This is a genomic window from Sphingobacterium olei (genome assembly GCF_005048855.1).
Taxonomy (GTDB): domain Bacteria; phylum Bacteroidota; class Bacteroidia; order Sphingobacteriales; family Sphingobacteriaceae; genus Sphingobacterium; species Sphingobacterium olei.
Map to the genome: position 1 here is coordinate 385,691 of NZ_SUME01000004.1, position 24,796 is coordinate 410,486.

Consider the following 24,796-nt stretch of genomic DNA (forward strand, 5'->3'; position numbering starts at 1 on the left):
TTAGTACTTTAGTGCATCATGAAAAAAATTGATATTATTTTATTCTGTTTGCTGCTCGCTCCTTGTATATTGATGGGACAAGGGCTACGCCGGGAGTTTTTGTTGGAAAAAAATTGGCGATTTAGTAAAGGAGATTTTGAACAGGCCGCTAACGCTGCCTTTGATGATAGTAAGTGGCAACAGGTGGCTGTGCCACATGATTGGGCGATATATGGACCTTTTGACCGTTCGCATGATTTGCAGCAGGTTGCGGTTACCCAAAATGGTGAAAAAGTCGCTACTGTAAAAACTGGAAGAACAGGAGGGTTACCTTATGTAGGTATTGGTTGGTACCGTAGTACATTTGATGTGCCAGAGCTTAAGGATGGCAAAAAGCAAGTTGTACTGAAGTTTGATGGTGCCATGAGTGAAGCACGTGTGTATGTCAATGGTCAGGAGGCTTGCTTTTGGCCCTTCGGCTATAACACGTTCCATTGTGATGTGACAAATCTGTTGCATACCGATGGGATGGATAATCGATTGGCTGTCCGTTTGGAAAATAAGCCACAATCTTCGCGCTGGTATCCTGGGGCTGGTCTCTACCGGAATGTACATGTCATCGTCACGGAGGAAATGCATGTTCCGGTATGGGGTACTTATGTCACTACCCCTTTTGTATCGGATAGTAGTGCTTCTGTTCGTATTGAGACCAATTTAGAAAATGCGGATGGTAAAGCGATCCGTATCCTGACAGATATTTTGGATAGCGATGGAAAAGTCGTTGCACACAAGGAAAACCAACAAAAGCTGAATTATGGAAACCCATTTGTGCAAAATTTTGAAATTGGAAATCCTTCGTTGTGGAGCCCAGAGAGTCCTTCGTTATACCGTGCGGTGTCGAAGATTTACGTAGACGATAAGTTGGTGGATCAATATCAGACGCGGTTTGGGGTTCGTGATATTAAATTTATCGCCGATAAAGGCTTCTTCCTGAATGGCAAACTTCGTAAGTTTCAAGGAGTATGTAACCACCATGATTTAGGTCCACTGGGAGCCGCTATTAATATCTCGGCGTTACGCTATCAATTGGAGTTACTGATGGATATGGGCTGCGATGCGATACGTACGGCACACAATATGCCGGCACCTGAATTGGTCGAATTGTGTGACGAGCTTGGATTAATGATGATGATCGAACCTTTTGATGAATGGAATATCGCTAAATGCAAGAACGGCTACCACCGTTTTTTTGACGAGTGGGCAGAGCGCGATATGGTTAATATGATACATCATTTTCGAAATAATCCATCTGTAGTGATGTGGAGTATTGGTAATGAGGTGCCTACACAATGTCGGCCTGATGGATACAAGGTCGCTTCTTTTTTACAGGAAATCTGCCATCGTGAGGACCCTACCCGGCCAGTTACCTGTGGTATGGATCAGGTAAGTTGTGTATTGGAAAATGGGTTTGCCAGCATGCTGGATATTCCAGGCTTTAATTACCGAGTACATCGTTATGAGGAGGCATATAATAAACTGCCTCAAAATTTAGTATTGGGTACAGAGACATCTTCAACGGTAAGTTCTAGGGGAGTATATAAGTTTCCAGTGGAAAAGCGCGGGGATGCTACTTATTCAGATCATCAATCCTCGTCGTATGATATGGAACATTGCTCTTGGTCTAACCTTCCCGACGATGATTTTGCGTTGGCAGAAGATCATCACTGGACGATGGGACAGTTTGTGTGGACAGGGTTTGATTACCTCGGCGAACCGTCTCCTTACGATACCGATGCCTGGCCAAATCATAGCTCTATGTTTGGTATTATCGATTTGGCTAGCATTCCCAAAGATCGTTATTACTTGTACCGCAGTCTTTGGAATAAGAAAGAATCCACTTTACATATGTTGCCACACTGGACGTGGCCAGATCGGGTAGGCGAGAAGACTCCCGTGTTTGTTTACACCAGCTACCCGCGTGCCGAGCTGTTTCTTAATGGCAAGAGTCAGGGTATACAGGAGAAAAGTAATCAATCGGTGCAGCATCGTTACCGTCTGATGTGGATGGATGTTCTTTACGAACCTGGAGAACTTAAGGTGATTGCCTACGACACAGCGGGGAATGTTGCCGAGGAGAAAATTATCCGAACTGCAGGAAAGCCGTATAAATTAGAACTAGAAACCAACCACGATACGATACCTGCTGATGGTAAATCGTTGGCCTATGTGCGTGTGAAAGTGGTAGATAAAGAGGGGAACATCTGTCCAGATGAGGGATCGCTGGTACACTTTGATGTAAAGGGGGCGGGGTCCTATCGTGCTGCAGCTAACGGTGACCCTACTTGCTTGGATATGTTTCATTTACCGCAGATGCATCTGTTCAGTGGACAACTTACCGCAATTGTGCAGTCTTCCGAGCAGCCTGGATACATCTTGCTTGAAGCAAAGTCAAAAGGTTTAAAGAGTGCTAAAATTACCGTAAAAAGCGAGGGGCTGTAACCCTTGCTTTTTACGGTAAAGTATTAATTAGGGTTCGTTTGAATAGTTAGTACGACCAAATGCTGCGATAATCGATGCCGGATTAAGTTTTTCGTCATTTATTAATGTCAAGCTGCTACCCCTGCTTGAAAAGAAATCTAGATTTACACCAACTAATACCATATCTGTATCCACATCGTCGAGTGTGTATGAAAACGTTTGCTCAGGCATCCAGACATCCTTATAGTAAGGTTCAAAACCAATTTCTTCGTTTCCTAATTCATACCCCTGCTTTTTTTCGAAATTGATAGCCACGGTCACAATACGTAAATTTGTATAGCAGCATTTTTTTGGAGGCTTGATATGATCTCGAACATGAAAAGAGGGGACAGTAATGGTCAGGATATTATTGTCTTTTAGTGTTGCAATATCGAAGAACATATAGTCTCCAAGGTGACTGTTATCGTTGAATTGAAAATCAACGAGGCGATTTGGATTTCCGGCAACTACATTTTTTTTACCTAAGTGCTGTCGGTTGCATTTCATGACGCGTTGGAGGTTTACCATCAAACGATTGTGCATTTTTCCATCGTGCATATGCTGGTGCAGCGAACTCAACAAGCGACGTATCAGCGCACCTGCTGTGCTTGCTCTGCCAAAGTCAGAAGAAGCCGCTTTGCTCCACCTGCTTTGGTTAATTTGCGTTGCTTTCGTTTGTACAATATTTTTATCACCTACTTTTCGGTTTATCACGTCGCCTAACTGCCCCCTGAGAAACCCATTATCTATATATGCCATATTCGAAGATAAGTATTTATTTTGCTGAAAAACAAGCTGTTGTTTATTTTTAGGTTTATGGAAATGCAGATATACCACCGATTGTAAAATTGGAAATCGACAGTAACTATCAATTATGAAATTAGCAATGCCTGAGGTTGCTTTTCCTGTCCTTATCTAATACAGCTTCTATCAATATAGTTACCTGATTCGTGTTTCCATTACGACATGTCCGAGGTAAATCCGAGGTGCATCCGTAGTAAGTCCGAGTATAACACGGAAATACCGTGTTTTCAAGGTTGATGGAATATGGATATATCTGCTTTTAGTAACGAATGGGGGATGTTTTGGTCGCGAATGACTGAAATATTGGAGATAAAAGAGGGGTGATACACGGACTAAGTAATTGTGGAGTGTTGTTTAGCTTAATGTGCCTGTAAAATTTATGCTAACGTCACAGTTTTATGGAACTTCATGAAAAGTTGAGTGATTTTGCCGCTAAATCGTTATTTTAGACGACTCAAAAGGTTGTGTACATGTTAAGACGCTGTCTCTCATGTGTCAGTTTCTTAAATAGATTTAAGGCTTATATAAATGATCGCATTAAAAAAAATTACAAAGATGCTGTTTGCTTCCGGAGGATCATTACTGATGCTAGCTACATGCGGGGTTGATTCGGATGGGCGTTCGGCAGATTCGCTGACACAGTATGTGGACCCGTATATCGGTACAGGAGGCCACGGTCATGTGTTTGTCGGTGCAAATGTTCCCTATGGGTCAGTGCAACTTGGCCCCTCTAACATTTCTACAGGCTGGGACTGGGTTTCGGGTTATCACATCTCCGACTCTACTATACTCGGTTTTGCACATCAGCATTTGAGTGGTACCGGAATTGGAGACCTCGGCGACATCGTCTTTTTACCATTTACTGGAGAGGTACGGTTTGATCGTGGACAACATGGAGATGAAACAAGTGGTGCTTATTCGTTGTTTAAACGCGAAACCGAACGGGTACGTCCCGGCTACTATGCCGTACATTTAGATCGCTTTAATGTAAATGTCGAACTTACGGCTACCGCTCGGGTAGGATTTCATAAGTACAACTACGTAAATGGTAAAGAACCAAAAGTATTAATCAACTTAGATGCGGGTATTGGATGGGAAGGCGAAAAAGAGGGATCACTCGTATTGGAAAACGATTCGGTCGTATCGGGCTATAGGTATTCCATGGGCTGGGCCAAAAATCAGAAGATCTATTTTACGGCAACATTTTCGCAACCGATTGCAAAATTTCAGCTGGCAGATAGCACCTCGTTAAAAGATGGTAACCGTCTCGTTGCTAGCCGCACCTATGGCGAATTGACGTTCGCAGGCAAGGAGGGCGCACAGGATATTCTGGTAAAGGTGGCTGTTTCACCGGTTAGCATTGAAAATGCAAAGCAGAATATGAAAGAGGAACTTCCAGGATGGGATTTCGTTGCCACCCAAAATAAAGCTGACCAAGTATGGGATGAAGCGTTGAAGAAAATAAAGATAGAGACGAAAGATAGTGTCGCACGTAAGATTTTTTACACAGCTTTGTACCACAGCATGGTGGCTCCGTCGTTGTTTAATGATGTGAATGGAGACTATATGGGTGCAGATTTTAAACAGCATCGTCTTGAAAGCGGTAATAATTATACAACCTTTTCATTGTGGGATACGTATCGCGCCGCTCATCCCTTGATGAGTATTATTCATACAGAACGTGTGCCTGACATGATTAATAGTATGTTGCGTATCTATCAAGAGCAAGGGAAATTACCAGTCTGGCATTTGGTAGGAAACGAGACCGATTGCATGGTCGGAAATCCGGGTATTATTGTCGTTGCGGATGCATATCTCAAAGGTATAACAGGTTTTGATAAGGATTTAGCGTACGAGGCGATGAAGACCTCCGCAATGAAAGACGACAGGGGGCTGAAGTGGTATAAGCAATATGGTTATGTTCCATTTGATAAGGAAGAAGTGGAATCTGTTGCCAAAGGTTTAGAATTTGCCATCGCAGATTGGAGTTTGGCACAAGTAGCCAAGCTGAGAGGTGAGCAGGACGATTACGACTATTTTTTAAAGCGTAGCAATTCTTTTAAATACTATTTTGACAAAAATATACAGTTTCTAAGAGGCGTAGATTCGAATGGCAAGTTTAGGCCTGGACCGTTTGATCCTTTTCATTCCGCGCATTTAGCCAACGACTATACGGAAGGAAATGCGTGGCAATATACTTGGTTGGTTCCGCATAATGTACATGGGTTTATGGAGCTATTCGGTAGCGAAGAAGCTTTTATCCAAAAGTTAGACTCCTTGTTTATTGTAGAAGGCGATCTGGGCGAAGAAGCATCTCCCGATATCAGCGGTCTGATTGGGCAATATGCGCACGGAAATGAGCCAAGTCACCATGTTATCTATATGTATCCCTATGCCGGTCAACCTTGGAAAACGGCGGAGCGTGTGCGCGAAACACTATCGACAATGTATACCGATAAACCCGATGGACTATCTGGTAACGAGGACGTGGGACAGATGTCTTCCTGGTACGTGCTTTCATCGCTTGGTTTCTATCAAGTGTCTCCAGCAGGAGGTCCTTTTATCTTCGGCAGTCCGCTATTTGACGAGGCAACTATTACACTGCCGGAAGGAAAAACGCTAAAGCTCGTTGCCAAAAACAACAGTTCAACGAATAAATACATACAAAAAATTACCTTCGACGGGCAGCCATACACGAAATCTTATATCCAATATGCCGATTTGATGAAAGGAGGCAAACTGGAGTTTGAGATGGGTGGGAAGCCATCGACAACTTACGGTGTGCATCCCGGTGATAGACCGAAATCGATCCAGTGATAAAGTAGTTAATATAAATAATGATGAAGATAATATATATAGTCGGTTCAATTATAATGTATTTAGGCCTAGCTCGTGTCAATGCACAAACTTTGCCCTATAAAAACAGCCTCCTTCCAATCGATGAACGCGTAAATGACCTCTTAGGACGCATGACGGTGGACGAAAAAGTTGGACAGCTCTCGAAGATCCTGGGGTGGGAAATGTATGAAAAGGATGGGAAGAATGTTCGCGTCAGTTCAAAATTAAAAGAAGCTGTCAAACAGCAGCATATAGGAATGTTGTGGGCTACACTACGAGCCGATCCATGGACGCAAAAAACCTTAACAAATGGGTTGAGTCCAAAAGAAGCGGCTCGGGCCACCAATGCAATTCAACGATACATGATTGATAGTACGCGATTGGGTATTCCGCTCTTGCTATCTGAAGAGGCTCCGCACGGGCACATGGCTATTGGTGCCACGGTATTTCCTACAGCAATCGGACAGGCAAGTACCTGGAATCCCGTCTTGATCCAGCAGATGGCAAGTGTAATAGCACGTGAAACCTACGCCGTTGGAGGCAAAAATGGATATGGCCCAGTTCTAGACCTGGCGAGAGATCCCCGCTGGTCACGAACAGAAGAATCGTATGGAGAAGATCCATATCTTATTGGTCAAATGGGTCGAGCCATGGTAAGTGGATTTCAAGGAGAGAAAATAGGAGAACCGGATAAGATTATCGCTACGCTCAAACATTTTGTTGCTTATGGTGTGCCAGAAGGAGGACATAATGGCGGAAGTGTTTCGGTGGGAGAGCGCACACTTATGCAACATTATTTACCCCCATTTGAGAAAGCTGTAAAAGCTGGTGCGGGTTCAGTCATGACAGCCTATAACTCTATAGACGGCATCCCTTGCTCGGCAAACCAATGGTTGTTAAATGAAATTTTACGACAACAATGGGGATTTAACGGGTTTGTCGTTTCTGACTTACTTAGTATATCAGGACTAACGGGCAACCACGGTACAGCTCGCGATGCTGCCCACGCTGCTGCACAAAGTATGCAAGCTGGATTGGATGTTGATTTGAGTGGTACTGGATATGGGGTAAATTTACTGGAAGCAGTGAAGACTGGTCAGGTGGATCTACAAGCATTAGATCGTGCCGTGTCCCGGGTTTTATACCAAAAATTTACCTTGGGGCTATTTGATCGCCCTTATGTAGATGAAAAAGCAGTTGACCGTCAAGTGGGCACTACCGCGCATGCAGTGCTTGCTAGACAAGTAGCTCGTGAGTCGATTGTTCTGCTGAAGAATGAAGAAGGTATGTTGCCTTTGAGCAAATCGTTGAAGCGGATTGCTGTTATAGGCCCTAATGCAGATAATATTTATAATCAATTAGGGGATTATACGGCTCCCCAACCTGAGGAAAAGATAAAAACAGTCTTGGATGGGGTTCGTGCCGCCGTATCAAAGTCTACGGTAGTCGATTATGTGAAGGGCTGTGCCATCCGGGATACGACTTCGACGGATATAGATGCTGCGGTGCATGCAGCCACACGCGCTGACGCAATAATTGTCGTTTTGGGCGGATCCAGTGCGCGTGATTTTAAAACATCTTATCAGGCAACCGGCGCAGCTACTATCGATGCTAACGCGAAGACAATAAGTGATATGGAAAGCGGGGAAGGGTTTGACCGATCGACACTTGATCTCATGGGTAATCAATTGCAATTGCTTCAAGCATTGAAAGCTACAGGAAAACCGATTGTATTGGTTACTATAAAGGGGCGTCCATTGAATTTAAATTGGGCGGATCAACATATTCCAGCGATTATTGATGCCTGGTATCCCGGGCAAGAAGGTGGTTTGGCAATAGCTGATGTATTATTTGGTGACTATAATCCTGCCGGACGACTGCCGATCTCCGTAGCGCGGTCAGTAGGGCAGCTACCTGTACATTATAATCATGACAAGCCGAAGCATCACAATTATGTAGAATCGGAAGCTACCCCCCTTTATGCTTTTGGATATGGATTGAGTTATACTGATTTCACATACAGTGATCTACAAATCAAGGTAGAGGAGAGGGATAAAGACTTTAAGTGTTCGATCGCGTTTCAGGTTAAGAATGTCGGCAATCGGGATGGCGATGAGGTTTCGCAACTGTATATTGTCGATGAGGTAAGTAGTGTCGTGACACCGGTAAAACAGTTAAAGCGTTTCGAGCGAAAATTCATTAGAAGTGGCGATACAGAAACTTTCGTTTTTGATTTAACGAAAGAGGATTTAAGATTATGGGGCATCGATAAAAAATGGAAAGTAGAGAAAGGGAAGTTTAAGCTACTGGTTGGATCTTCTTCTGATGATATCCGACTGTCATCCGAATTTTCCTTAGAGAAAGATTACACCTTGTAGATGCATGTTATTCATTTACCTGTATAACGACAGTTTTGTTAACTGGGTGTAATCTGCTGATTGCGTAAAAATATTCAATCGGATATCCTCCAATGAAACTTAGCAAAAAATCTATACCAAAAAGAATTTAATATATTTACTTTTGTCCTTAGCCATTTCTGGAAAGCGATTGATTATAATACCTAGCAGGAAACATGGGCGAAATCTGTAATACCTTTGATTGTAAACTTTTAATCTCTAGTGGATGACGGAAGACGACATTATAAAGAGACTCAAAGCAGGAGATAGCGGTGCGTATAAAAAGTTATATGATTTGCATTATAAAACGTTATGTACATATGCGAGCAAAATAACCCAGAACTCCGCTAACGCCGAAATGATCGTAAACGATGTGATCTTCTCTTTGTGGAAAAATAGGTCGGGTTTGGATATTCATAATTTACGGCATTATCTCTTAAGAGCGGTAAGGAATCGTTGTATCAATTATACGATGCAAGAAAAGAGAAATCGGAATTTTCAGATGGAACTACCCGAAGAAGACCATGTTTTTCAGAAACAATACGAAATATTTAACACCCCCAATCCGATAGAAAAACTGCTACTTAAAGAGCTAGATATCAAAATTCAAAAAAGTCTAGACAGTATGCCCGATCAGACCAGGACGATTTTTAAGCTGAGTCGGTTCTCTGATCTGAAATATCATGAAATTGCCGATACGCTCAATATTTCTATTGATGTCGTTAAATATCACATCAAACAAGCTCTCCTTAAACTACGTTTAGACCTAAAAGATTATTTTTTCGAAAAAAGATAAATTTAATTTACCCGATTCTCTTTTAGACTTGTCTTACACTTGATAGCCATACTATATATGGTTTAAAATACCAATGGAAGATAAATCGAAAGAATACTGGTTAGAAATTATTTATGACTCGCTCTCTGGGAATATAACGGATGAGACCCAAAAAGAGCTAGACACGTGGATGTTATCTTCTGCGAAGAATCAAGCATTTTATAATGAAATTGTAGAGCTTTATACGCTGATGGATTTCTCTTCACCGAATGAAGTCTTCAACGCCAACGCAGCATACCAGCAATTCCTTTCTCGAAAACACAAAACCGTATATTCTTTTCGACAAAAAGTATTACCGTATATAAGTGTAGCGGCGGGTCTATTGATTGCCTTTACCCTGGGTAATTATTGGACGAAAGATCAGCAGCTACCTACTGGGCATCTCGTTTCAACCATCACTGTAGAGAAAGGATCAAAAACAAAGACTGTTCTACAGGACGGGTCTGTTGTATGGCTCAATTCGGATACCGAACTGGAAGTGGCTTCCGATTTTGGTATTTCCGAAAGACGGATCAAGATTACGGGCGAAGCTTTTTTTGAGGTAACACACGATGATGAAGCTCCGTTCATTGTTGAAACAAGTGGCCTTGATGTTCAAGTACACGGTACATCCTTCAATGTGTCCTGCTATCCAGAACAACACGATATTCGGGTGACGCTAGTGGAGGGGTCTGTAGAATTGAGTTCTAAAAATGGTAAAACATTCCGGATGCAGCCCTCTCAAACGGTGATTTACGATGCAAAAGAGAAATCCTACACCCTTATTAAAGGTATCCCCGATTATGAATTGGCCTGGAGGGAATCTAAATTTATCTTTAAGAATAAAAAATTCAGTGAACTAACCGTCGAGTTAGAAAGAATATTCGACGTGCAGATTCAAGTCAATGATAAAGCGCTGTTGAATCGAAAACTCACCGGCGATTTTATAAATAATGAAGGAATAGCCGAAATTCTAGAGGTAATGTCTTCGCTCGGTAAATTCTCTTATAAAATTAATGGTCGTCAAATCGAAATTTTCTAACCACTAAAAAAAGAACCAGATTGTAAAACTTAAAAAAAATAATTATGAAATAGAAGAACTAAAAAAAGGGAATCGGAAGATATTGCAGCACCCTCCGATTCTAATTGGAGTATAAACTTAATAGTACTAACCTCAATTAATAACAAATGTATAAAAAAATACACTGGGGTAGACGGTTATGCCTAATAAATCGTCACCGTAGCCTAATCAAAATTATGAAAATCGCCTTATTGTTAATGTTCGTTGGCATCTTTGGGGTGTCAGGCGCTGTTTTTTCACAAGACGCAAGCGTATCATTAGATATTAAAAACCAACCGCTATCTACACTAATCGCGGCCATCAAGAAGCAAACAAGTTATTCCTTTCTTTTTGATGCAGACGAAGTGAATGTCGATCAGAAGGTAAGCTTATCATCTAAGGGTATCAAAGTCAAGGATGCTTTGCAACAGGTATTGAAGCCACATGGTTTGGAATCGCGTATGAGCGGCAACCATATCCTAATTGTGAAAGCAACGGTTCCAGCTAATCGGAGCCAACAGAAGGAGCTTTCCGGTATTATTAAAAGTGCGACAGGGGACATTATCTCTGGCGCGACGGTTAGCGTAAAAGGAACATTATTGAGTGTGCAGACGAACAATAACGGTCTGTTTAAACTCGCACTTCCTGAGAGATCAGTCACCTTAGTGGTATCGTATCTGGGGATGCAGCCCACCGAGGTATCTGTCGGGGCAGATCAGCGTTTTGTGGAAATTACCCTGCAAGATGGGGTTTCAGAAATAGAAGATGTAGTCGTTACTGCGTTGGGAATCCGTAGACAAAACCGATCGCTAACCTATAACGTACAACAGTTGGAGGCAGAAGAAGTCATCAGAATTCCTGATCCGAATTTTATAAACAATTTAAATGGACGGGTCGCGGGTGTAACTATCAATTCTTCTTCTTCAGGCGTAGGAGGGTCATCGAGAGTAGTTATGCGGGGAGTAAAGTCAATATCCGGAAACAATAATGCATTGTATGTGATCGATGGGATTCCCATGCCAAGTCTCTCTAGCGATCAACCCGAAGATATCTTTTCGGGTGCAGGGCAAACGGGAGACGGTATCTCTAACTTTAATGCTGAAGATATTGAAAGCATATCCGTTTTGAGCGGTCCCGCTGCGGCAGCACTGTACGGTAGCGCAGCAGCTAATGGTGCAGTATTAGTGACAACCAAAGGTGGAAAGAAAGATCAAACGTCTCTGACCGTATCCAATCAGACGACGTTCTCCAGACCGTTCATTCTTCCAGAGCTTCAAAATAGTTACGGACCTACTGAACCCGGCAGCTACTACAGCTGGGGCGAAAAACTGAATCAACCCTCCAATTACAAAGCAGGAGATTTCTTCAATACGGGTGTAAATCTGACCAATGCAATCAGTCTTTCGACCGGCAATGCGAGAAGTCAAACTTACCTATCTGCTGGCACGGTAAATGCAAATGGCATTATCCACAATAACGATTATAAACGGTACAACTTCTCTGTACGTAATACCACTAATTTCTTGGACGAGAAGTTGATATTGGATGTTGGGTTTATGCACGCTAATGTGAATGAACAGAACATGACTGCACAGGGATTATATTTCAATCCATTGGTGCCTATCTATTTATTTCCGGCGGGTGATGATTTTAACAAGGTAGAACTCTTTGAACGTTATGATCCTTCCCGTAATTTCAAGACCCAATTTTGGCCGTACGGCGATCAGGGCTTGTCCATGCAAAACCCCTATTGGATTACACAGCGTGCGCTATTTCCCAACAACAAACAGCGTTATATGAGCAATGCCTCCTTGAAATATATATTGAGTGACTGGATCAACGTATCAGGGCGATTGAAATTAGATCGAAGTAACGATAAATTTGAAAAGCGATTTAACGCATCTACAAATATGTTATTCGCTTCAGAAAATGGTTTTTATTCCTTAAATGAAGCACAGACGCAACAAGTGTATGGCGAGTTAATGACGAATATCAACAAATCGTTTTTAGACGATCAGATAAGTTTGACGGCTGTCGTTGGGGCAAATGTAGAAGACTTGAGCTACGATCAAAACATGTACGGTGGAAAATTACACGGCGTACCTAATTTGTTCACCTATTCTAATGTGAACAACGCTACCGCAGAGTCTTCTCAAACGGGGTATCGCCGTAATAAACAAGCTGTTTTTGCAAGTACGCAGTTTGGTTATAAAGATAGGCTTTTTTTAGATCTAACCGGAAGAAATGATTGGGCATCGACATTGGCATTATCGAATGTAAAGTCCTTTTTCTATCCGTCCGTTGGTGTTTCGGCCGTTGTTTCCGATATGTTGAACATGAATGCAGACTATCTTTCTTATCTAAAGGTGCGAGCCTCTTATTCCGAAGTCGGCAATGAACCAAATCCTTTTTTAACGATTCCAACCTATTCGTTGGCCAATGGCTACCCACAAACACAGACCCGTATGCCAAATCCGGATTTGAAACCCGAACGTACGCGTTCCTGGGAAGGCGGTTTAAATGCAACACTATTTAAGAGTAAATTGAGTATTGATGCAACGGTATACCAATCCAGTACCTTCAATCAGTTCTTCGAACCGACCCTCTCTTCTTCATCTGGTTTTACGAGTGTTATTGTTAATGCAGGCCGGATAGATAACAAAGGTGTCGAAGTGGTGGCAAAATACAATGAACAGATCGGTGCGTTTAATTGGAACACCTACCTGACGTATTCATTGAATAGGAACAAAATCATTAAATTGCTTGACAACTGGACTAATCCAGTAACAGGAGATCAAATTTCTTTGACCGAGTTAGATATGACCGGAACGGGAAGTTACAAAATGGTGCTCAAAGAAGGCGGACAAATGGGCGACATCTACGTCAATAGTCTGCGTGTCGATGAACACGGTGCCATTTACGTGCATCCAACAGATCAAGTTGTTGTCGCTGAAACAAATGAATATGTATATGCAGGGAATAACAATCCGCGGTATAATCTAGGTTGGGGTAACAATTTTTCCTATCGCGGAATCCATTTTGGTTTCCTTTTCAATGCACGTGTCGGAGGTGTTGTCGTTTCTAATACACAGGCTGTCTTAGACGCTTTTGGTGCCTCTAAAGGATCTAGTGACGCACGTGATGCTGGTGGTGTTTTAGTCAATGGACGTCCAATTCCGACCAAACCCTATTATGATGTAGTTGGTGGTGGATCATCTGGCGGTATAGGTTCCATGTATACTTATAGCGCTACCAATGTGCGGTTGGGAGAAGTGAGTTTCGGTTATGACTTACCGATGGCAAAATGGGTAAAGGGCATAAAAGGTGCAAATGTCTCATTCATTGGAAAAAACTTACTTTTCTTGTATAACAAAGCACCATATGATCCCGAATTGACGGCGAGTACAGGAACGTATTTCCAAGGAATCGATTATTTTATGTCGCCAAGCCTACGTAGTCTGGGCTTTTCACTACGTGTTCAATTATAAGACTAAAAGAAATGGCTATGAAGAAAATATCTATAAGCAACATTGGAAAGATGTTAATACTTGTATTACTGTTTTCCACATCATTTATATCCTGTACGGATAAATTTGAGGCATATAACACCAATCCACACGAGGCAACAGAAGAGATGATGACGCATGATAACCTGAAAACGGGTGCTTTTTTTACACAGATGCAGCGTAACGTGGTATTGTTTAAAGACGGTACCAACTCGGATTCGGACTATCAGGTTTCACAAGGTCTTACCAGTGACATTTATTCGGGTTACCTTGCCCCCACCGGTAGTTGGTATGGTGGCGTTCATAATGGGTCCTATTATTTTATTACCAACTGGCTAGAAACTACATTTCGTTCAGGTTTTTCCTCCATCATGCCGGCATGGCAATCCATTGTCCAGATAGCAAATGAACAAGGTCTTCCTGAGGTAGCAGCGCTAGCGACGATCATCAAAGTAGAAGGCATGCATCGGGTCGCTGATACGTACGGCCCATTACCTTATATCAACTACGGGAGTGGCTCTTTGGCAAACAATTATGATGGCTTAGAAGACATCTATAATAAGTTTTTTGAAGAATTAGCAACTTCCATTACTGTGCTGACCGATTTTACACTGGCTAATCCTAATGGTAGAGTTCTAGAGAAATATGATCTTGTATACAGCGGTGATGTGAATAAATGGGTGAAATTTGCAAACACCCTGCGATTACGTCTAGCATTACGTATCGCTTATGCGAATGCGGCAAAGGCGAGGGAAGAAGCAGAAGCGGCGGTGTCAAATCCGATTGGTCTGATTTCGCAAACACAGGAACGGGCGTCACTTAAGCACACCTCTAATCTTGTTTATTATCATCCACTCTTTGAAATCGCGTATAACTTTAATGCTGGAGAGGTAAGAATGGGCGCCACCATGGACGCCTATATGAATGGGTATCAGGACGCAAGGAGACCCCGTTATTTTAAACCGGCTGTCGACGGAGCATATCACGGTGTTCGCCAAGGCATTGTTACATCGGTGTGGACTCCCTATGTAGGCAATCAGATATCCAACCTCAATGTAGACAATGGAACAACTGAAATCGTATGGATGACTGCTGCGGAGTCTTATTTTCTGCGGGCTGAAGGTGCACTTCGAAATTGGAATATGGGAGGGGCATCACAAGGCTTTTACGAAAGCGGAATCGCGGTATCTTTTGAGGAGAATGGAGCCGTGGGCGCACAGGACTACATCGGAAACAACACCCTTCAACCCATTGCATTCACGGATAATGCAGAAGGTTCAACTTTCCACGCTGCTGCTCCAAGTACGATCACCATCGCCTGGAATGCGGGGGATTCGTTTGAACGGAACCTCGAACGGATCATTACACAAAAGTGGCTTGCACTTTATCCCGATGGGCCGGAAGGCTGGGCAGAATTCCGCCGTACAGGATATCCAAAGCTCATCCCTGTTGTAGTAAACAACAGTACATCTATCAACCGGGATGTCCAAGTGCGGCGAATTCCTTATCCACAATCCGAATATAATAACAATCGTGCGGGTGTTTTGTCTGGTGTTTCCAAACTGATGGGACAGGATAACGGCGGAACAAAATTGTGGTGGGATAAAAAGTAACTAACCAAACAATAAAGCTATTGAAAGATGAAGAATATTTTTAATACAAAGTTTTTAAGTGCCTTATGGATGGTAATGGGGCTAATGACGGGTTGCGATACCGAAATAGAAAAGCTAGAGATTCAAAAATTAAAAACCTATGATGAGCAATATTTTGCTAATCTCAGGACCTATAAAAAATCTGATCATCAGATTGCGTTTGGATGGTTTGCGGCCTACGCGCCTATTGAAGGTGTTGGCGGTTACAAAGATCCGGCCTCATGGGGCGAGCGAATAAAGGGTATCCCGGATAGCTTAGACATCTGTTCACTATGGGGTGGTATACCAAGCAACGATCCGAATAGTCACCTGTATGCTCCCGTGGCCTATGCTGATTTGCAATATGTGAGAGAAAACTTGGGTACCCGTTTTGTTGTACCTACTATTGTCCGGATGAACAAGGTTATTACCCTGAAAGACGGTCGGGAATATGATCTTCGGGAAAACCAAAACGACGAAGGCATTAAAGTATATGCGCAACAGTTGGTAGATGATGTGTTGGATTATAACCTCGATGGTGTAGATCTCGATTATGAACCGGAGGGAGATTGGCTACAGGGGGCAAACTTTACCAAAATGGTCGAGTATATCGGACAGTTTTTTGGTCCTAAGGGAATGTATCCCGATAAATTGCTCATTGTTGATTTCTATTCGCAATATCCCCCCTCGGAAACTGAACCTTATGTAGATTACTTTATCCGCCAAGCATACACACAAGGATTTGCAGAGCATTCCGCCGCTAGATTGCAGACGTATTACAACAACATCAGTTGGGCTCCTCCGGGCAAATTTATTGTAACTGAAAATCTAGGAAGTTTTTATGAAAATGGCGGCTCACCTTTTATTGAAGCGAATGGAAATCGATTAACGACAGATGGAACGCAGATGTATTCGCTGGAGGGAATGGCAAGATGGAATCCAACACAAGGAAAAAAGGCGGGGTTCGGCGCATTCTATTTTGATCGCGATTATTACAACGTACGGGGAATACCCTATTACAATATGCGTCGGAGTATACAGATCGCTAATCCCGCGGTACATTAGAATAATGATATTTAAAATTTTTGACTATGAATCTATTGCAAATAAAAAATAATTTAGGCATACTGGCATTGTCCATTTTGTGCCTGTTTTCGTGTACGAAAGGAGATAGGTTTGATTACGATAAGGAAGCGATCTTGCTTACCGGAACGGAGGTAAATCCTATGGTCCGATTCGTCGTGGAAAATACACCTTCGACTTATACGGTTACAGCTTCGGCAACTGGAAAGGTAGCAGAAGATATCTCTATCGATTTTGTGTATGACGAAACGAAATTGGAAGAGTACAATAAGAACAACAACACTAATTTCTATGCGGTTCCTTCTGGAGCTATTGTGCTGGAAGGGAGCAGCGGTGTCATCAAAGCAGGTAGCGCCTCTTCTACAGGTATTGATATTAAAGTTGTCTCAATAGATCAATTTATAGACGGGCGTACCTATGTAATACCCATAAGTATTAAAAATGTCTCGGGAGGAAACCTTAATGTTTTAGAAAGTTCAAGAACGATCTTTTTACGAATTTCGCGAGTTTCCAATTTCTATTCTCTAGATATGAACAATACGGCTCTCTATAGTAATTTTATATTTAACGACGACCAAGCCGTAAATCTTGATAAATATACCTATGAAGTAAAATGTTATATCAATAATTGGCACAGCACACCGGAACCTATCAGCCGTCTTTGTTCGTTTACATCCAAAGACGAGCAGCGCTCGAACATGCTTCGTTTCGGCGAAAATGGTCAGGCCATAAATTCCCTACAATGGGTAAATCCAGGAGGAAGCCTTATCTCGAAAACCCGCTTCAATACGCAACAATGGTATACGATTTCCCTATCGTACGACGGTAGCAAATTTACAATGTATGTAGACGGTGTACCAGATTCAGAGATGGCAGGATCGGGGAATGTCACTTTTCAGCGTTTTGAATTGGGCATGTCTTGGGCCAATTATCCTTCCATGCAATATTTCAACGGAAGAATAGCGGAAGTAAGGGTATGGGATAAGGCACTGACTTCAGGAGAAATACGAAATGGTATATGTGGCGTGGATCCGACTTCGGAAAATCTGGTTGCTTACTGGAAATTCAACGAAATGGAAGGCCACATATTTCATGACGCATCGGGCAATGGCTACGATATGGATTGGTCAAACACTTATAGAGATAACGCGGGAAATGGGGTTTTAAACAGATTCGATAAGCGAAGTGCGGTAAGATGGCTTATCGATGATAACAACAAATGTACGCAGTAAATTATTTTGACGATTAAACTTTTCAATCATGAAAAAAATAATATTTAGTGTTTTTGGAATTTCTATCCTATTAATTAGCGCATGTTCTGATAAGGAACAGTTTGACGTTACTGGCGATACGGTCAATAGAATATTTGTAAACACACAGTCTGGCTATGTAAACGACATCACCTATAATATCATTCATACGCCAATAGGAAACATGGGCGACGAAATCAAGCTAAAGGTTCCTGTTAGTGCGACCAAGCCTACCTCATCTGATGTAAAGGTGTCTTTCACAGTGGATCCTACCTTGCTGGATACCTATAACAGTATGAATCAAACGGGATATCAGACCGTACCTGCTAATCTTCTTGAGATCGAAGGGCAAGAGCTTACGATTACAAGCGGGAGGATGTCATCAACTGATTCATTATATATCCATATTCCCAATGTAAGTACGCTTACGGAGAGTGCATACCTTATACCGGTGCGCATTCAAACAATCTCCGGTGCGGAAAACAGTGAAATCAGTAGTAACCTGAATACCATTTTAATTCGTATTCATACGCGATCGACCAACGTATACGATGGTCCTACATCTGTTCCCGGTACGCTGATTAATGATCGCACGGGTTGGGTTGCTACTGTGAATCCTAGCCCGACAGCGGGTTCTGCCAGTAATATGTTTACAACAAGCTCCCAACAACACTGGACATTGTCGCCTTCCGTTCCGTGTGATATCACTGTAGATATGGTAACCGAAAAATCGGAAATTCAGGGGATACGGATGGTCAGTGCAAACAACTACCGCTTGTCACAGGTGGAGACTTTTACAAGTCATAACGGGAGTGACTGGATTTCCCAAGGCGTATCTGCAGTTGCCAACTCCAACAATCAATTCATTCGTTTTTACTCACCTGTAACAGCACGGTACTTACGGGTAAGTGTGTCGGGCTGGCAAAATAATAACAATATTCGGGTAATTCAGTATCATATCTACCAATAACATATAACATCACAAAAGCCTACTGCGTGTCAAAACGCCTGCCAGGCAATTTTATTACTGTATAAGACAGCCTGTCTGTCTTATACAGTAATAATTAACGATAAACTATGTTATCTATTCTTGATACGATTGGGTTTACTTTTCCAAAACAATATGCTTAATGTTTTTTCGATTATACGTATATGTTATGTGAACTAACCCCCTGCTGTCCTGAAATATTGTCGGATAGCTAAATTCGCCCTTTTCTTCATCTTCTAGTTTTATCAGATCTATCCAGTCTATACCATCTCTCGAATAAGCTAGGTTCAGTTTTGTTCGACCTTCCCACCAATCTTTACCCGGAATATCAGGATTGTATACAATGTAAAAAAGGCTGCCTACTCGAATCGCGTCTGTAGCGGAATTGGGATTGATAAGATTCGTTTTCTCGAGAGCTGACCATGTTAAGCCATTGTCACGAGACCAAGCCGTAACAACTGTTCCCTCTTTACTTCGACACAAAACTTGCAATTTATCGTCAGGGTGTAGTAGAATACTGGGCTGTATCACGTTAAATTTTGATTTTTGGTCAATAGGATAGATTTCCCATTTTTTTTGATCGCTGTCGCTGGCTTCAATATGCGCGACCCATCTATCTTCGCTTAGCTCAACGCTCGAAGGGGATAAGACTGTGCCATCGGCTAGTTCGATAGGTTTGTTTTTGATGGGTCCCAATATGCCATGGGGGAGCTGACGTGCCGAGCTCCAAGTAATGCCTCCATCTACAGAAGTTTTTACCATACCCCACCATTCGCGGGGATTAGGACCAACTTTATAGTACAGATATATTTTTTTATCGTTTTTGAGCTTAAATAGTACGGGATTCCAACAGGGGTACCTTAACGTATCGTTTATCACACCCTCAGCCCATACTGTTGGTTTAGTCCAATTTTGGCCATCGGAAATGGATCCCCATATGACGACATCTTTATTGCCTTCGTGTGTGCCGCCAAACCAGCTACCTAATAATTTACCATCGGCAGTTTCCGCTATTGTTGATGCATGACACTGATTAAAATGCTTGCCTTCTTGAAACAGGTACTCTTCTTTCAAGATATTAAAGTTAGGCTTTTGTGCATGTACACACGTGGAACAAATTAGAAAAAGAAATTGAGCAGCATTTCTTATAAATATAAAACTCACTTTTACTTTGATTTTAATTGGATAACGCTTGCATATGCCAGATCCGTTTTTGGACTTTGAATTGTAACTTTGTCTTGTTTTTTACTCCATTTTATTTTTCCCGAGTAGCCAAGTACTCTAACATCCTTAATGTCAAATCCGGCAGGTACTGTAAATTCAAAAGATGAGGGTTTCTGATATGTATCGCCCTCGGAGAGGTGAAAAATATTGATTACTTTATTGTCTTTACTTCGGGTATAGTAATAGTCGCCTTCGTGATAAGGAGCAATAGCCCTTGTAGCAAAGACTGCTGATTCATTAACACTCATCCAAGATGCGAGTTCTGTTAAGCGGTCATATGCTGCCTGATCGAAATCTCCGTTGGGACCAGGTGCAATGTTTAACAGGTAGTTGCCACCACGTGATATAATCTTCACTAACGTTTCGACAATCGTCTTGGTTGGTTTGTATTGATCATTGGGGATATACGAAAATGAGTTGCCCATAGTGATACAGCTTTCCCAAGGAATGTCCAACGGGTGTTCTGGCACCGCTTGTTCGGGGGTTACATAGTTTTCCCACTCTCCAGGAACTGTACGGTCTACGACAATGATACCGGGTTGATTTTGGCGAGCCATTTTACCGATGCGGTCCATGTCGATATCTTGTTCCACTTTAATCGTCCGTTGCCATTCCACTGTAGGATCAATTGTTTTAAAAGGCCGAACCCAGCCGCCATCCAACCAAAGAATGTCTACTTTCCCATAGTTAGATGTCAGTTCATTTAGTTGATTGTACGTAAAGTCTTTGTATTTTCCCCAACGTTCCGGATATTTGGTCGGATCGTAGTTTACATTCCGGTCTTTCGGGGGAAAGTACGGCCACCAGTAGTATTCTGTATGCCAATCTGGTTTCGAAAAATAAGCACCTATTTTGAATCCATCTTTTCTAAATGTATGAAAGATTTCTTTTGTGACATCTGCTTTTGGGTTTGTTGAAAAAGGGGTGTTTGCAGAGGTGATCTTGTAGTCTGATTCTTGCGTGTCAAACATCGCGAATCCATCATGATGTTTCGTTGTGAAAACGACATATTTCATACCTGCAGCTTTGGCTGCATTCGACCATTTCTGGGGATCGAAGTCCGTAGGATTAAACGTTTTCTGTAGGTTTTCGTAATTTTTGACATAGTCATAGTAGCTTTCACCATGTTCGGGTTTACGCTGTGTCCAGCCTTCGTCTTCGGGACAGAGACTCCAACTTTCTACAATACCCCATTGGCTGTACGTGCCCCAATGCATGAATAATCCAAATTTCATGTCCTGCCAGGTTTCGAGGTTGGCAATTACCTGTGGATCGGAAGGCTTTTGATATCCTGCGGAGACGTTGTGAGCTTGTGGATAAGCAGAAAGGTGGTATAAGCTAGTAAATAATAAGATTATGCTTTTTTTTAACATGTGTGTCGTATTTGGATGAAATATTATTTTTGACTTTTAAAAATACAAACTATTGATTGAACATCAATTGATTTCCCATTGATTACTATAAAAACCGGCATCTACTACGTCATCTGCTCCGCTCTTTAACATACCGAAACGGAAGAATAGATAATCCGGAAACCCGCTGGCTCCAGCGAAGTATTGATTAGCAGTGGCAGCACGCATGCCGTTGATACCAGTACCTGTAATTACACCAAGTGTATGGGTGTCGCTTCCGGGTTTCTTCCATGTAAAATATCCGCCGAGATCGTCTCCAGTATATTGTTTATCACCGACTTTGACACCAGAAGCGTCAACCGATACCGGACAATCCGCAAGCAGTATAGACCAGGCACGGTTTGTTGTCGCATTGCCAATAACGATGATGTTATGATCACGGTATTTCTCCACTGAAAATTCATGATCGGCAACGATTTCAAAAGAACCATTGCCCCGATAATACCAAGATTCTGCGTCATACCTCGCTTTGGCTAGAGCCCATTTGTTTTCTTCTACTGTACCGTTTGTGCCATATACATACACCATCCGATGATTGAAGGCTTCTTTGAAAATTCCATTCCGATGTGGACCTTTATCTTCTAGCGAAGGTTTGCTTATGATTTGCCAGGCATCGTTGTTTTTTTGAAGATAAACCGATGAGTTGTTGTCTTGTGGTATATAGCTGAGTTCGTTAAGGCTGTCTAATACGATTTGTACGGATCCTCCTTTTGCGAAAATAGTTAAATCCAGCTTCAGCATCTCAATATTATCTGTTGTACCTGTTATCATTCGTTTTTCTACGTCGCGATTGAGAACAACGTGTGAGAAGGCTAGGGACTGCTGTTGCTGTATGATAGTCATCCAATAATACGACGCGGAAATGTTCGGGTTGGCCGTTTTAAAATCAATCGTTTGAACAGCTGTGTCGGCTTGGCGTTTGTGCCATTTGAAGTAGTCGAATAACGGTTTCCAGTCGACGCTTTCATCACCATACCAGTGCGATCCGCCTGGGTATTCATAATAATTGAAATTCGGATGAAATTTACCTAAGACCTCGCGCATCTGTCTTGCATAGTGTACAGGTACAGTACGATCAGCGTCACCATGTAGTACATACACACCTAGTGGTTTGTAGTTCGTAGCATAAGCAATAATGTCGCTTTGGTTGCTAGCTCGTAAGAGTGTGTTTTCCATTTCGTTGCGTCCTTGGTCCGGTATAACGCCGTCAGCAGAGCCATATCCTTTGAGGGTGGGGTATCCGGCACAAGGTGCAATAGCCGCCCACTTGTCAGGATAGGTCGCGCCGAGGAACCAGGTGCCATGTCCGCCCATAGAATGGCCGGTAAGATAGATGCGTTGTGAATCGGGCTGCAGCGTTTGTTTGGCTAATGTGAGCACCTCTAAGGCATCAAGACGTCCCCAATCTTCCCAATTGAAACCACGTGGACGCCTATTCGTTGGTGCGACCAGTGTGCCCCAGTCTTTGGCTTTATAAGCTTGCGCCTGTCCAAGGGCTTCGACGCCTGCACCATGTACGGAGAAGAACAGGGCATCGTTTGCCTTTTCACCTCCTATTGCGGGGTTTACGGCATAATATTGTACACTTCCATCTATTTCGCTTATAAAAGTAACACGATAAGGTTTGTCTGCCCGTAGACTGCGGAGGCTAATTTCTTGCTCATCCAGCGTTTTGTTTTTTCGGAATAGCGTAATTCGGGCAATAATATCCCCTACATCATTTACATGCGATGCGTTAAGTGTCGCCGCAATCTTTCGCGTACTATGTGGCGGTATAGCGGGTACGTCGGCCGTTGCCATGGCACCATCAATGCTGCTGTGTATCTTAAGGTCTTTGAGCGTTTCCGCCGATGTATTGACGACGACGATGCCAGCGACAAGATTTTGTTGATCTTTTTCCAAGATTACATCGGGTAGGGTAGTATCTTCGGTTTGAATATATATGGGTTTAGCAGGAAATTGCAGTTGGGCACTAACGAGCATGCCGCGGATATAGAATGCATTGATTCCCTTTTTTAATTTTACAGGAATGTTCATCCAACCCATTCGGTAGGGATCTCCCGCATGCAATTCACCATCAATCAATACTGCACTATTTCCTTTTACATTTAGTACAGCATCTTGGGCTTTGGGTGATTTATAGGTGATGTATAGATAACCTGTGCCAAATCCACGTCGTTGAAAGGCGGTTCGTTGGTTTGCAGTGGTCGATGAGCTTCTTTCGATTCTTCCCGGTCCTGCTGGGTTATTGGGGTTACGGAGGTTACCCCCCGCGCCAGGGGAAGGCCGAAAAAAGCCGGAAGTATCGGCCTCTAGTGATATCCACGTAGATTGTTCTGTGCTTTGCTTGCCAAGTATGTTTTGTCCTGCTTTAGGTTGAGCAACTGCTCCGCTGTAATAGTTCCAAAGAAACTCATCGGTATAGATGGCCTCCCGTCCGTAGTTAAAGGGAAGTGGTAGGTAGAGTGCATCTTTGAATAGGTGGGTGGTTTGGGTGCAAGCAGGGAAAGGGATAAGATATAATATACTTATTGCAATCAGATGTATTTTAAAAAGGGATGAAAAGGGTGTTTTTTTCATTAAATGGTAAACTAATTTTTCCACATATATTAACAGGCTTTAATATACGAATAATTGACGAAGTGAGTAGTGCAAATCTGAAAATTGTACGTGCCACAGCGCTTTTCGAAATTTTTAGATTAGTTTATCCCCTTATATAATTTATCTTCGATAACATCTACAGAAGGGTATGGAATCCATGCCGGGCAAATCCATTCTGGATTTGGAACATGTTTCGTGACGGTGATGATAATCTTTTGTCCTTTTTCATAGCTATTACGCAGTTTGTGCACACCTATTTCATTGTGTGTATAGTCAGAATAAGTAAGAAAATGGTTCATCCTTGCAATATCATCGGCTTCGAGCAATACCTTCTGGCCTGCGCAAGCAAACGAAGCTCCATCATAAGTTACCACAAACTCATTTGAGACGACGTCTTCCTTTTTACAGGATTGCATCCCGAGAAACAAGATGCCTAGTAATACAAAAATTAGTTTTTTCATAATTGAACAAAGGTTTTGTAAGGTTAAACGAGCGTAAGAGCCAGTATGCTACAGTGTTAGATGTATTTATATTGAAGTTATCGAACAAAATTATTATATTGAGCTCGTCTTGACTTTTTTCGTCATTCCGATTGGAGTGCAACGGAATAGAGGAATCTAAAGATTAGTCTATGGTATAGATTCCTCCATGCTAAAATTCTTGCCAAATTTCATTGAAATTTGACATTTTCTT

General features: G+C 42.3%; 15 protein-coding genes. 10 read left to right on the forward strand and 5 right to left on the reverse strand.

The window, feature by feature from the left end:
• Positions 1–18 precede the first annotated feature (18 nt).
• Positions 19–2,478: a glycoside hydrolase family 2 TIM barrel-domain containing protein gene (locus FAZ15_RS11645; RefSeq protein ID WP_136901485.1), complete on the forward strand. Its 2,460-nt coding sequence runs from the start codon at positions 19–21 to the stop codon at positions 2,476–2,478.
• 27 nt (positions 2,479–2,505) lie between these two features.
• On the opposite strand, the gene FAZ15_RS11650 is transcribed toward FAZ15_RS11645, so the two are convergent.
• Positions 2,506–3,255: a hypothetical protein gene (locus tag FAZ15_RS11650; protein ID WP_136821403.1), complete on the reverse strand. Its 750-nt coding sequence runs from the start codon at positions 3,253–3,255 to the stop codon at positions 2,506–2,508.
• Positions 3,256–3,828: 573 nt separating this feature from the next.
• Here FAZ15_RS11650 and FAZ15_RS11655 point away from each other — a divergent pair.
• The 9 genes from FAZ15_RS11655 (at position 3,829) to FAZ15_RS11695 (ending at position 18,848) form a co-directional block, all read left to right on the forward strand.
• Positions 3,829–6,117, forward strand: a complete 2,289-nt coding sequence (locus FAZ15_RS11655) for a GH92 family glycosyl hydrolase (RefSeq protein ID WP_136901486.1) — start codon at positions 3,829–3,831, stop codon at positions 6,115–6,117.
• Positions 6,118–6,137: 20 nt separating this feature from the next.
• Positions 6,138–8,516 (forward strand): glycoside hydrolase family 3 N-terminal domain-containing protein, encoded by a 2,379-nt coding sequence (locus FAZ15_RS11660; RefSeq protein ID WP_136901487.1) that lies wholly within the window; start codon positions 6,138–6,140, stop codon positions 8,514–8,516.
• A gap of 244 nt (positions 8,517–8,760) precedes the next feature.
• A complete protein-coding gene (locus FAZ15_RS11665; RefSeq protein ID WP_136901488.1) occupies positions 8,761–9,330 on the forward strand; it encodes an RNA polymerase sigma-70 factor in 570 nt (189 codons plus the stop codon).
• A 73-nt stretch (positions 9,331–9,403) separates the two neighbouring features.
• The gene (locus FAZ15_RS11670; protein ID WP_136821399.1) at positions 9,404–10,390 is read left to right on the forward strand and encodes a FecR family protein; all 987 of its coding nucleotides are present in this window, start codon (positions 9,404–9,406) and stop codon (positions 10,388–10,390) included.
• 215 nt (positions 10,391–10,605) lie between these two features.
• Positions 10,606–13,896 (forward strand): SusC/RagA family TonB-linked outer membrane protein, encoded by a 3,291-nt coding sequence (locus FAZ15_RS11675; protein WP_162304928.1) that lies wholly within the window; start codon positions 10,606–10,608, stop codon positions 13,894–13,896.
• 17 nt (positions 13,897–13,913) lie between these two features.
• The gene (locus FAZ15_RS11680; protein WP_202912378.1) at positions 13,914–15,527 is read left to right on the forward strand and encodes a SusD/RagB family nutrient-binding outer membrane lipoprotein; all 1,614 of its coding nucleotides are present in this window, start codon (positions 13,914–13,916) and stop codon (positions 15,525–15,527) included.
• 27 nt (positions 15,528–15,554) lie between these two features.
• Positions 15,555–16,610 carry a glycoside hydrolase family 18 gene (locus FAZ15_RS11685; RefSeq protein WP_136901491.1) on the forward strand — a complete coding sequence of 352 codons (1,056 nt, stop codon included), beginning with the start codon at positions 15,555–15,557 and terminating at the stop codon, positions 16,608–16,610.
• Positions 16,611–16,636: 26 nt separating this feature from the next.
• The gene (locus FAZ15_RS11690) at positions 16,637–17,860 is read left to right on the forward strand and encodes a DUF1735 and LamG domain-containing protein (protein WP_136901492.1); all 1,224 of its coding nucleotides are present in this window, start codon (positions 16,637–16,639) and stop codon (positions 17,858–17,860) included.
• 28 nt (positions 17,861–17,888) lie between these two features.
• Positions 17,889–18,848: a BT_3987 domain-containing protein gene (locus FAZ15_RS11695; RefSeq protein ID WP_136901493.1), complete on the forward strand. Its 960-nt coding sequence runs from the start codon at positions 17,889–17,891 to the stop codon at positions 18,846–18,848.
• Positions 18,849–18,983: 135 nt separating this feature from the next.
• Here FAZ15_RS11695 and FAZ15_RS11700 read toward each other — a convergent pair whose 3' ends face one another.
• The 4 genes from FAZ15_RS11700 to FAZ15_RS11715 all read right to left on the reverse strand — a co-directional run bounded on the left by FAZ15_RS11700 (position 18,984) and on the right by FAZ15_RS11715 (position 24,564).
• Positions 18,984–19,940, reverse strand: a complete 957-nt coding sequence (locus FAZ15_RS11700; protein ID WP_238387230.1) for a sialidase family protein — start codon at positions 19,938–19,940, stop codon at positions 18,984–18,986.
• Between the two features lie 92 nt (positions 19,941–20,032).
• On the reverse strand, positions 20,033–21,463 hold the full coding sequence (locus tag FAZ15_RS11705) for an alpha-L-fucosidase (RefSeq protein ID WP_136901494.1): 1,431 nt from the start codon (positions 21,461–21,463) through the stop codon (positions 20,033–20,035).
• Positions 21,464–21,526: 63 nt separating this feature from the next.
• Positions 21,527–24,082, reverse strand: a complete 2,556-nt coding sequence (locus FAZ15_RS11710; RefSeq protein ID WP_136901495.1) for a carboxylesterase family protein — start codon at positions 24,080–24,082, stop codon at positions 21,527–21,529.
• 119 nt (positions 24,083–24,201) lie between these two features.
• Positions 24,202–24,564: a hypothetical protein gene (locus FAZ15_RS11715; RefSeq protein WP_136901496.1), complete on the reverse strand. Its 363-nt coding sequence runs from the start codon at positions 24,562–24,564 to the stop codon at positions 24,202–24,204.
• Between the last annotated feature and the right edge of the window lie 232 nt (positions 24,565–24,796).

What these genes read in the sequence shown, in the direction of transcription:
- FAZ15_RS11675 (WP_162304928.1), top strand. Translation starts at nt 10,606, where the DNA reads ATGAAAATCGCCTTATTGTTAATGTTCGTTGGCATCTTTGGGGTGTCA.
- FAZ15_RS11680 (WP_202912378.1), top strand. Translation starts at nt 13,914, where the DNA reads ATGAAGAAAATATCTATAAGCAACATTGGAAAGATGTTAATACTTGTA.
- FAZ15_RS11695 (WP_136901493.1), top strand. Translation starts at nt 17,889, where the DNA reads ATGAAAAAAATAATATTTAGTGTTTTTGGAATTTCTATCCTATTAATT.
- FAZ15_RS11715 (WP_136901496.1), bottom strand. Translation starts at nt 24,564, where the DNA reads ATGAAAAAACTAATTTTTGTATTACTAGGCATCTTGTTTCTCGGGATG.
- FAZ15_RS11650 (WP_136821403.1), bottom strand. Translation starts at nt 3,255, where the DNA reads ATGGCATATATAGATAATGGGTTTCTCAGGGGGCAGTTAGGCGACGTG.
- FAZ15_RS11690 (WP_136901492.1), top strand. Translation starts at nt 16,637, where the DNA reads ATGAATCTATTGCAAATAAAAAATAATTTAGGCATACTGGCATTGTCC.
- FAZ15_RS11685 (WP_136901491.1), top strand. Translation starts at nt 15,555, where the DNA reads ATGAAGAATATTTTTAATACAAAGTTTTTAAGTGCCTTATGGATGGTA.
- FAZ15_RS11705 (WP_136901494.1), bottom strand. Translation starts at nt 21,463, where the DNA reads ATGTTAAAAAAAAGCATAATCTTATTATTTACTAGCTTATACCACCTT.
- FAZ15_RS11655 (WP_136901486.1), top strand. Translation starts at nt 3,829, where the DNA reads ATGATCGCATTAAAAAAAATTACAAAGATGCTGTTTGCTTCCGGAGGA.
- FAZ15_RS11665 (WP_136901488.1), top strand. Translation starts at nt 8,761, where the DNA reads ATGACGGAAGACGACATTATAAAGAGACTCAAAGCAGGAGATAGCGGT.
- FAZ15_RS11670 (WP_136821399.1), top strand. Translation starts at nt 9,404, where the DNA reads ATGGAAGATAAATCGAAAGAATACTGGTTAGAAATTATTTATGACTCG.
- FAZ15_RS11645 (WP_136901485.1), top strand. Translation starts at nt 19, where the DNA reads ATGAAAAAAATTGATATTATTTTATTCTGTTTGCTGCTCGCTCCTTGT.
- FAZ15_RS11710 (WP_136901495.1), bottom strand. Translation starts at nt 24,082, where the DNA reads ATGAAAAAAACACCCTTTTCATCCCTTTTTAAAATACATCTGATTGCA.
- FAZ15_RS11660 (WP_136901487.1), top strand. Translation starts at nt 6,138, where the DNA reads ATGATGAAGATAATATATATAGTCGGTTCAATTATAATGTATTTAGGC.